General features: G+C 70.1%; 7 protein-coding genes and 3 pseudogenes. 5 read left to right on the forward strand and 5 right to left on the reverse strand.

The features are described 5' to 3' along the window. The first annotated feature begins 41 nt into the window (after nucleotides 1-41). Nucleotides 42-395, forward strand: coding sequence for a CATRA system-associated protein (locus ACZ41I_RS35285; protein WP_468326967.1), 354 nt, complete (start codon nucleotides 42-44; stop codon nucleotides 393-395). Next, complete coding sequence (locus tag ACZ41I_RS35290) at nucleotides 382-1,893, forward strand: CATRA conflict system CASPASE/TPR repeat-associated protein (RefSeq protein WP_468515987.1); 1,512 nt, start codon at nucleotides 382-384, stop codon at nucleotides 1,891-1,893. The genes ACZ41I_RS35285 and ACZ41I_RS35290 overlap by 14 nt, the downstream gene beginning before the upstream one ends. Nucleotides 1,894-2,291: 398 nt before the next feature. Here ACZ41I_RS35290 and ACZ41I_RS35295 read toward each other — a convergent pair. Continuing rightward, nucleotides 2,292-2,629, reverse strand: a pseudogene (locus ACZ41I_RS35295) (erythromycin esterase family protein); the annotation flags it as partial. 59 nt (nucleotides 2,630-2,688) lie between these two features. Beyond that, nucleotides 2,689-2,996 (reverse strand): annotated as a pseudogene (locus ACZ41I_RS35300) (IS5/IS1182 family transposase); the annotation flags it as partial. Between the two features lie 238 nt (nucleotides 2,997-3,234). Here ACZ41I_RS35300 and ACZ41I_RS35305 point away from each other — a divergent pair. Continuing rightward, nucleotides 3,235-3,741 (forward strand): hypothetical protein, encoded by a 507-nt coding sequence (locus tag ACZ41I_RS35305; protein ID WP_468515988.1) that lies wholly within the window; start codon nucleotides 3,235-3,237, stop codon nucleotides 3,739-3,741. Here the strand turns inward: ACZ41I_RS35305 and ACZ41I_RS35310 are convergent. The 3 genes from ACZ41I_RS35310 to tap form a co-directional block, all read right to left on the reverse strand. Then, nucleotides 3,679-4,152 (reverse strand): DUF6082 family protein, encoded by a 474-nt coding sequence (locus ACZ41I_RS35310; RefSeq protein WP_468515989.1) that lies wholly within the window; start codon nucleotides 4,150-4,152, stop codon nucleotides 3,679-3,681. The genes ACZ41I_RS35305 and ACZ41I_RS35310 overlap by 63 nt on opposite strands. A gap of 649 nt (nucleotides 4,153-4,801) precedes the next feature. Next, nucleotides 4,802-5,359: a telomere-protecting terminal protein Tpg gene (tpg, locus tag ACZ41I_RS35315; protein ID WP_399776463.1), complete on the reverse strand. Its 558-nt coding sequence runs from the start codon at nucleotides 5,357-5,359 to the stop codon at nucleotides 4,802-4,804. Between the two features lie 10 nt (nucleotides 5,360-5,369). Continuing rightward, nucleotides 5,370-7,607 carry a telomere-associated protein Tap gene (gene tap / locus ACZ41I_RS35320; RefSeq protein ID WP_468515990.1) on the reverse strand — a complete coding sequence of 746 codons (2,238 nt, stop codon included), beginning with the start codon at nucleotides 7,605-7,607 and terminating at the stop codon, nucleotides 5,370-5,372. Between the two features lie 57 nt (nucleotides 7,608-7,664). Between tap and ACZ41I_RS35325 the strand changes: the two genes are divergently transcribed. After that, entirely contained in the window at nucleotides 7,665-7,856 is a 192-nt protein-coding gene (locus ACZ41I_RS35325) for a hypothetical protein (protein ID WP_468515991.1), read from the forward strand. A gap of 147 nt (nucleotides 7,857-8,003) precedes the next feature. Then, nucleotides 8,004-8,593 (forward strand): annotated as a pseudogene (locus ACZ41I_RS35330) (hypothetical protein); the annotation flags it as partial.

Genomic DNA, 8,593 nt, shown 5'->3' on the forward strand with positions numbered 1-8,593 from the left:
CTACCGGGGCACGCACTCTCCCGACGAACGGAGCGACGGACATGCCCGGCTCTCACGGCCCCACCGGTATCACGCCGGAACAGCGGCGGGACGTCCTCGAAGCCGTCCGCGGCATCTCGGGTGCGCGCGTGTCACCGTCCCGCTGGGACCGGCTGGAAGCGGCCCTGCATGCGGTGGCGCAGGCCCTGGCCGCCGACGACCCGGCGGACCTCGACAGCGCCCTGACCGAACTGGCGCTGGCGGACACCCTGCGCATCCGGACCCGGCTCGGTGACGACGCGGACGAGCCGCCCGAGCGGATCCGCGAACGCCTCGACCGCATCCGGCACGCCGTGTCCGAAGAAGCCGAGGCGGTTGCGCCGCGTGGAAGGACTCCGCCGAATGTCACTGAATGAGCAGTCGCTCGTCGTCCATCTCCACACCTCGGTGACACCGGAACGCGACGGCATGGTCCCGCCCGGTCTGCGCGCCCTGTGGGACCGGTTCGCCGACACCCTGGGCATGGCGGAACCAGCGCTTGCGACCTGTCTGCCCGAGCGGATACCCACCTCGCCGGAGAGCCTGCCCGACGACGGAGCTGTGGCTGCGCGCCGCGATCCCCGGGACCATGCGCAGGCCGTCCTGCGCCGCAGCGGCGACCTCCTCGTGGTATCGGTGGCCCTGTCCGGCGCGGACTGGCAGGAGATGGAAAGGCGCTGGGAGGCGGCGGCTCAGGGCATCGAGGAATGGGCCTGGGGGGAGGCCCGCCTCTTTGTCGCGTACGCCGACGGCGGCCGGGTCTCCCCTCGAGAGCTGGCGGCCGCACTGCCGTCCGTCGCAGGGGGAACGGCGGTGCTGTCCGCGGCCGTCCGGCTGCACGGCCCCCGGGCCACGCTGTGGGAGACCGACGGCGCCGACGACCGCCGGTTGCGGCGCCTGGTGGCGGTGGCACCGCGCACAGGCGACCTGCCGGAGCGGCTGGAACGCTGGCTGTGGTACGAGCGCGCCGCCACCGTCCCCCCGTTCGCCCGATACCTCGGCCACGCGGCCAAGGCACGCCTGCAGATGCGCGTACTGACGGCCACGCCCGCGCCCCGGACGGCGGACCTCGCCGAGGAGGCGCTGGCCCGTGTAGGGAGCGGCTCCACGCCAGGGAGTCCGTCCCGCACGATGTCCGAGGAGGCCCGAGAGCTGACGTCCATGCGGCACCGCCTGCTCACGGCCCTGTCCGGCCCGGGTGGGCTGAGCCAACAGCTCATGGACCTGCGCGAGATGCAGCAGACGGTGCAGATCGCGGTGTCGAACATGGAGACTTCCGCCCCCGCGGGCGGTCCGCTCGCCGACGACCGCGCGGTGACCCAGTGGTTCCAGCACCGGCTGGCGGACGCCGTCGCCTACCTGGAACTCGACCGGGAGCGGCTCCGGGACCTGCTGACCGCCCTGACCGTCCGCGCCGAGGAAGTGATCCAGCTGGGCAGGGAGGAGCTGCAGCGGCGGGAAGCGGACCTGCAACTGCGGCAACAGCGGGTCAACCTGCTGCAGACGGCGTTGATCGGCGCGTTCCTCATGGTCCTCACCGCGATCCAGGCATTCGGATACCGGCTGCGGTTCCTCCCGCAGTCCGCCGTCCCGGCCCTGATCGCCCTCCTGGGTACCCTCGCTCTGTGGCTCTCCACCCTGGTCCTCGCTCTGCTGGCGCCCGGAAGCCCGGGCTGGCAACGGCATTTCGGCGGAGCGTGTACGGGATTCGTCACAGCGTCACTGGCTTGGCTGGCCACGGCCGTGGGCAGCGTCCTCGCGACGGGCCGCCCCGCGCCCGTCGTGGTGACCCTGCCGGTGGCGGCGGTGTGGTTCGCTCTCGGGTGGTGGGCGATGCGGCGGTACACGGCCGGGTACGGGAACCCCGCCCCGTAGCCGACGGGCGAGGGCCGGCCCCCGGCCCAGGACCGCTCCTCCGGTCTGCGGGGGGGCCGGGCCGGCCGGATACCCAGTGGGCGCGGATCGAGCCGCCGCTGCCGGACCGGACACCGAAGTACAGAGGACGGCGGCGTGAGCACCGGCGGTTGATCAACCCGATCGGCAATGCGTATTCGCCTCGGGCGATCCGCTGTCACCTGCGACGGCGCGGGATCCGATCGGTGATCCCACAACCGGCCGACGAGACCCGCGCTCGGCCTGCGCGACAGCCGTCCGCCGGCCTTCGGCCGCGACGCCTATGAGCAGCTCGGGGTCAGCCATAACCACCCAGTTCCGGTCCGAGCCCTGGCCCACCGACCGGAGGCATCAAACGGGCTTGCTCTGCAGGAAACCGCCTAGCTCCGTGGGACGTCCCTGACGAAGACGATGCCGTCGCCGGCCGTCAACCGGGCCGGGTCGAGCGGGGAGTAGCCGAACCAGGGGGACACCCGGGGTGCGGGCCGAGTGTCGCCGAGGGCGGTGGTCAGCCGCGTGGTGTCGGGAAGCAGTGGCCCTCCGGGAGCGCGTACAGGAGCCCTTCGACGGTGTCCGGCGGCGGCGTGTCCACGCCCTGGTGCCGGAGTGTGCCGAGCGCCGTGGCCAGGAAGCCGTACCCCTCGCCGAGCCGGGCGCTCGCCAGAGCGCCGGCGGTCCACCACTCCACCGGAACCTGCCACATCTGCAGCCTGCTTCTGTTGCTTCCCACCGGCGTCCAGCACGCCACCACATCCTCCGGGGACCAGTCCCGACGCACCTACGACCGTCCCTCTGTCGACTAGCCATTCGGGCTAACGAGATGTCAGAGAGCTTACGCGGATGGCCACCACCCGGCCGCGGGACACGTATTCGGTCGAGGACAGGGATCAGCTCTGTGGCATCGCCCCCACTGACCCGGCGTGAGACGAACGCGAGCGGACGGCGGCCGCCCCAACCAGCCAGATGGATCTTGCAGGTCAACCCGCCTCGGGGTGGCCCAGTGCCTCATCGGACCGATGCTGAGCGGGCCGGCCGCGTCGTCCAGGGATACGCGGCGCGGTGGTGCGGGCACCCGCAGCGTGCTGATCGGGCACAGAGGCCGGCTGCTGACTCATCGGAGGCTCCTGGGCGTGGCTGGCGTGTGTCCTTGCGGTAGCGCCGGGGCCGGGTGTTCCGGGACGGTACGGACAGAAACCCGGCCTCGTCGACCTGGACCCAGGGCCCAGCAGACCCAGGTAGATCCAGCAGGAGCTGGGGCGCGCGCCGGGGGGGCCGATGCCTGGAGGGGAGCACCCTGGAGACATACGCACCAAGGACGTCCCGGTGGGCGAGACGTACCGCTGCGACGTGCCCCTCGCGCTTCCGTGGCGTAGGTACCGGCCGGAGACGATGGGCGACTCCTGGTGGCTGCTGACGCGGCTGCTCGGCACGTACGTCCCGCTGGCCGTGGTCGACGTGGACACCGCCGCCCGGACCGCGCAGGGCCTGGTGATGATTGAGGTGAGCACCCGGGTCACGGTGGAGCTCACCGAGGACCAGGCGCAGGAGGCCGGCCTCCCACCCGCAGACGGCTACCAGGTCTCCGGGATACTGCTGGACGCCGAGGGCGAGCCCGTCGAACTCCCCCGGATCAACACGCTCACCGTGCCGGTCCGCTGGCTGCACCCGGTGGACACGCCCGTCTCCCCCAGCCACCACGAACCGAAGCTCGATTGGCTCGCCATCGGCCGACCCGAGCTGCAGCGACTTGCCAGCAGCCCGGGCTTGCTAAGGAGCAGGCTCAAAGTACTCAGCAGCAGCCACCGGAGAGCCGTCGGCGACGGCACGTGAGTACCGTTCGTCGGCAATCTCGACAAACTGGCGTCGCTTAGGGTCGGCGGAAGACTCGGCCGAGACGCGCCATCCAGGGCCGCCGGTCACCCAGTGCGCGCGTGCGATCTCACCTTGGAAGTGGCCGTCGAACATGTCCCGGAGCGCGGCCTCGCCCAAGTTCCCGAGCCTGAAGTCGGACTCCCAGTTGGTGACGATGAGGTTGGTGAACAGGATCTGCTTCCTTCGGGTGGCTGTCATCGGCATCTGCGGCGGCTCCCAGCACGCAAGGAACGAAGGATCGCCGAGCGCCAGGATGATCAGCTCTCGATGGGCATCGCGTCGCGCGGCTTCCTGGGCTATCTGCGTCTGTCGGGCCTGGTACCACAGCGAGGCAGCCACTCCGGCCAGTGCAGCTGCAGAGAAGAGCACGGACAGCGCACCGTAGGTCTGACTGACGTTGCTCAGCTGACCCCAGTTCAGATCATCTGGGGCAAGTACGTTCAGAATGAAAGGGGTCCCGAGGATGAGCCCAAAGGTGGACAGGACGCAGGAGGCGGCAACGAGTGTCCGGCTCTTCTGAGACGGCCTTCCCCGGAGACTGAGCACGTTTCCCCCACCGTGATTCGCTGGCCAATCTCAACATGGTGGCAACTGGCAGGCAGCCCATCAATGGGGCGGTGGCTGGAACGGCATCACTCAAACTTCGATGGCCACGCTCAAGGTTCGCTGTCACAGGACAGCCGATCTGACCACCGGCACACAGCGTGATCAACGCATGGGAGGAGGCTGCCCTCGGTGATCAGCTCGGAAGAGCGGGCCATGTGCGCAAGAGTCAAGGGCAAGACACCACCCGCGCTACTTCCTCAAGGCCAAGGAGAGTGCCGCGCTGCGCCGCACCTGCTGGAGCGCCGTGGCTGCCTGGACTGGGGGACCCAGCCTGACGGGTGCCTCGCCGACATCGCTCAGATCCACCTGGAGACGACCGAGAAAGGGCCTGCCTCGAAAGGCGCTGCGGAGACGTGGGCGAGCCCCCGGACCGGTAGTCCAGGGGCTCGCGGCTGTTCGGGGCGCGCGCCTGCTACAGGTCGAACTCGACCTGCTCGACGTCCGTGAAGCGCACCTCCTCCAGCTGGCCTGCGCGCAGGCCGCTGTCCTGGAAGTACACCTCCTTGAGCGCTTCGGCCGCGATCTCCCGCAGCTGCTGGTCGGTGGCCCCCTGCTCCTGGGCGTCGAAGAGGCGGGCGGCGTACTGCGGCGGCAGCGCCACCGTCAGATGCCTGAGGCGGGCATCGTCGGTTGAGCCGATCGGCGCGGTGTAGCCGATGCGGGCGCGGGTGTCGATGACGATGCCGGCGGTGGTCGCCGCCCGCTGCCTGGCCCGGGCGCGAACCTGCGGCTGCCATCGCTTGCGGACTTCGGCCTCCAGGCGGGCGGCGAGGTCCGGGCGGGGCTTTTTGATCTGGTGTTTGACGTACCGCTCGACGGTACGTTGGGAGATCCGCAGCATCTGGGCAACGGGCCGGGTGCCCTTGAGCTGCTTGACCAGGTACCGCATCTGCGCGCCAGCCGACTTGGGGATCGGACGCGTGAACGCGCGCTGCACCGCTTTGTCCAGGCCGTCCCCGAACATGCTCATCGCGGTCTACCTACTCCCCGTCGTCCTCGTTGGTGACCTCGCCGGTCTTGATGTACCGGGCGAGGTTGAGCTGGGGCGCCTGGAACTGCTCACGGACGCCTTCGCCCCACAGCACGGTCTGGGTGCCCTCGTGCTTGACCATGCCGGGGCTCACGCCGAGTCGCCAACCGCCCGGGAGTGGCTTGCCGTCCCGGTAGGGCAGGAAGTCCATTGGCGAGGGGCCGTCTGCTGCGTACACGGCGCAGTCGGAGAGGATCGCGACCGGGTACTGGCCGGTGAACGCCGCGTGTTTGACGATCTTGCGGTGCATGTTGACCCGGGTTCGGGAGATCACGGCCGCGCGGATGTCCGGTCGCCAGGTCGGCCGGGACAGAGCACGCCATGGCTCGCCCGGCTTCCAGCCCTCACCGCGTGGGCGTTCACGCAGCTTACCGATGCCGCCCTTCACGGTCGCCTTGACCGCGGCCACCACGATCGCGAGCTCCGGGTCCCGCTCTTTGTATCCGTCCATCGCCTCAAGGAACTCCTGTGGCGAGAGGTCGGCGGGTACGCCCAGGTCGGCCATCGTGGCGACGTAGGCGTCGCGCAGCCGGTTGTACCAGGAGTCCAGGTAGCGGCCGTTGTCGTAGCGGACATACGCCTCGATTGGGCGCACCTCGTAGCCGAGTTCGACGGCGTAGGCGACCGTCGGCGTGGCGTACCAGGCCGGCCCCTCAGGACGGTCGCCTGTCGGCGTGAACGGGCTGGGCAGCAGCTCACCGTCCAGCTCCACCCACTCCTTGCCGGCTTTCACATGGGACAGGTCGACGTGGGAGAGGTCGACCAGCCATGAGCCGGGCAGTTTCGGGTCGAACACCGGCGCCGTGACGTGCGTGGGCGCTCCGAGGCCCACGGCCGCCCCGTTGGCGCCGGCGGCGAAGGCCATGTTGACGTCGATGCCGACCAGGAAACGCTTGGTGCATTCCGCGTCGGTGAGCGGGCGCGCCCAGTCGTACGCCTCCTCGAAGAGCTTCTCGCCGGGGCCGCGGACGTGGAAACGCGGCAGGTCTTTCAGCAGTGGGTGCCCATCCGGGGCCTCGCACGGCGCACAGTCCACCGGGTCCTTCCCCAGACTGCCGGGGTTGTGCTCGGAGTGCCGCCGGCCGTCGGCGTCGGGCTCGGAAGCGCGGGTCGGCGGGTGCAGCGCGGTCATCAGCTCCAGGCCGGTGACGGCGGTGGAGCCGCGCGGTGTCATCACCCGGGACGCGTACATGCCCAGGAGCCGGGCGAGCTCCGCCGGAGGAAGCTGAGCGGCATGGCCCCAATGGCGGGAGTCGAGCGCGTGCCAGGACGGGATGCAGAGCTGGACGCAGGCCCGCTCCGAGCCTTGGGCAGGGCGGTAGATCCGCGCCCACGGCCCGAACCCGCGCTTCGTCAGCTTCCAGTCGGCGCGCGTCAGCTGTTTGATGACCTTGTGGCCCTCCGGGATCCGTCCGGCGAGCCGCTCCTCATCCGTGAGGGCGACCGGCAGGCCGTAGCGCTCCAGCGCGGCCTCGGTGAGGACCAGCAGCGGGTCGGCGTCCTTGCCCGGGCCGGACAGCTTCGGCTGCCCAAGCTTCGCCTCGCGCAGCGTCCAGTCCACCAGGGCCGGGAGGGACTTGGCGGGCACGTCCAGGATCAGGCCGCCGGGGCAGTACGCCAGCACCTGGCCGTCTTCGACGTCGACAACCGCGAGGGGTCCGTTCTCAAAGCGCGGATCGGTGCCGCGCGCCGGGTTGGAGGCCGCAGCCGCCCTCTTCGTGCCCGGGCGGCGCGACGTCGACGAGGGCCTAGCGGCGGGTGCTGGAGGTCGCTGGACGGTGGCCGGGGCAGGAATGACGGAGGAACCGGACGGCGGCTCTTGGGGGGTTGGCGCCGCAGCAGGCTCACGGATTTGCCCCGTGGGCGAGGGCTGCGCTTCCGGCGCCGTGGGCTGCCCGGCGAACGTCTGCGGCATATCCGGCTCTGGGGCGGTGCTGGGGAAGCGTTCGGCGAGCTTCTCCAGGAGCCGGGCGTAGGCAGCGCGCTGTGGCGGCCGCGGTTCGGTCTTGCCCAGCTCCCAGTTGGCAACGGTCTCGCGGCGCGTCTCCAAAGCAGTCGCGATCTGGGCCTGGGTCAGCCCGGCGGCCTCACGCAGACGCCTGCGCTCGGCAGGCGGCGGCAGGTCATCGTGGGAGACCTGTTCCAGTAGCGCATCGACAGCGCTGAACAGCTCGTTCTCAGTTGGCACGCGCTCACCTCCGCCCCTTACCCTAGCGAATCGCCCGCTGCTTTTCGTGTCTATTACTTGCTGAAACGCTCATGGATTTCTCACGGAGCGGACGGGCAGACTGCCGCCCTGCTGGACCGGGCCGCAGCCCGGATGTCACTCGACGACCCGCACACGGTCGCCTGGCTGCTGGGCCGGCTGCGGGAGGCGGGAGCGGACGAGCAGGCTGCCATCCTGCTGGACCGGGCCGCAGCCCGGATGCGGGCGTGAGCCCGACGGGAGTACCGCCCCTCCATGGGCATGGGACGACCTGTAGTAATCCGGGAACCGGCGTATAACCACCTGCCGCTGTCCTTGCCGACCTCAGGGCGGCTGCCAGGTCGTCTTGCCCGGTAAACGGAATGGCCGTTACCGCTGATGACTGTTCGATCGGTCTCCGAAGCCGGTTTTGCCTCGCGCGGGGTGCCGTCGCACTACCGTCTCGCGCACGCACAGCACCGTGGGGGCCCGCTGGACAGACAGCGCAACACCATCCTGGAAGCGCTGCTCGACGAGTACGACTACACCCACCAGGCGCTCGCCGAGGAGGTGAACCGCGAGGCCGAAGCCATCTTCGGCAAGCCCGGCGACTGCAGCGACAGGCACGTCCGCAGATGGATCTCAGGCGAGGTTCGGTGGCCGTGGAGGACGTACCTTCTGCCACTCCATCGGCGGGGGCCGCTGATCTCCGTCTCCACCGCCTACATCGCCCGGCTGCGCCAGGCCCTGGACGGCTGCACCTACGGCGACCGCGTCGAGATGGTCCACTGGTCGATGGTCCTGCTCATGACCCGCCGTCTGGCCGGCTCACGCCGCGGGCCGTCATCGGAGTTTGATCACCGCAGGTCGGCGACTCAGCGCACCTTCGGTGCGCTTGATTTCCCCCCTCCCCTCACTTGCCATTCCTCTCCAACCCCCCAGCTCGACCCCTTCTTTTTTTCCGCCAGGGGTTTTACTTGTTGGGAAGG

The organism is Streptomyces sp. NPDC030799 (genome assembly GCF_055572255.1).